This window comes from Streptomyces milbemycinicus, assembly GCF_002154605.1.
GTDB lineage: Bacteria > Actinomycetota > Actinomycetes > Streptomycetales > Streptomycetaceae > Streptomyces > Streptomyces milbemycinicus.
In genome coordinates this window covers 687-1,456 of the sequence record NZ_MUNE01000593.1, presented here as the reverse complement: position 1 = coordinate 1,456, position 770 = coordinate 687, and the positions used below count along the sequence as shown (strand labels likewise).

The window sequence follows — 770 nt, the reverse complement described above, 5'->3', positions numbered from 1 at the left end:
GGCCGTCACCTCGGTGATCATCGGCCCGCGCACGATGGAGCAGCTGGAGGGCCTGCTCGCGGGGGTGGATGTGGAGCTGAGCGAGGACGTCCTGGACCGCATCGACGAGATCGTCCCGCCGGGTACGGACCTCAACCGGGACGACAGCTACTACACGCCGCCCGCGCTGGCCGACAAGGCGCTGCGTCGCCGGGGGCCGGGGACGGCCTGAGGTCCCTGCCCCACCCCCTTCACGCCCGTGAGCGCAGGGTGTCCAGGAACGCGTCGACGAGCGCCCGGTCGTGGTCATGCGTCAGCCACGCACGGGCCTCGTCCGGCGGCAGCCATACGAGCCGGTCGACCTCGTCGTTGGGCACGAAGTCCTCGTCGGTCCCCGCCTCGTCGGTTCCGTGGGCCCCGTCGGCACCGGCCGGTTCCGCCGCCCAGTAACGGACCTCCTTGGGGCGGCCCTTGGCCAGATAGCGCACGGTGGGCAGCGCGGCCCCCGGCACACAGACCACCCCGGTCTCCTCCAGCACCTCGCGCACCGCGCCCCGCAGCGGCTCCTCGCCCCGCTTGAGCTTGCCTTTCGGATGCGACCAGTCGTCGTAACGCGGTCTGTGCACGAGCGCGATCTCCGGTCCGCCGTCGCTCGGGGAGCGCCGCCACAGGACACACCCCGCCGCGCGGATCACCGACTTCTCATCCATGCACCGGCTCCCCTCTGCTCCCGTCCGTTGCTCCCGTCCGTCAGGAATCCATCAGGTAGTCCGTCAGGACGCCGAGGCCGC

At 71.9% G+C, this 770-nt stretch carries 1 protein-coding gene and 1 pseudogene; one reads left to right on the top strand and one right to left on the bottom strand.

What is annotated here, in order from left to right; all coding sequences use genetic code 11:
* Positions 1-211 (top strand): annotated as a pseudogene (locus CCN51_RS58350) (aldo/keto reductase); the annotation flags it as partial.
* Positions 212-230: 19 nt separating this feature from the next.
* Here CCN51_RS58350 and CCN51_RS39655 read toward each other — a convergent pair.
* Entirely contained in the window at positions 231-689 is a 459-nt protein-coding gene (locus CCN51_RS39655; RefSeq protein WP_014177602.1) for an NUDIX hydrolase, read from the bottom strand.
* Positions 690-770: the final 81 nt, after the last annotated feature.

What these genes read in the sequence shown, in the direction of transcription:
- CCN51_RS39655 (WP_014177602.1), bottom strand. Translation starts at nt 689, where the DNA reads ATGGATGAGAAGTCGGTGATCCGCGCGGCGGGGTGTGTCCTGTGGCGG.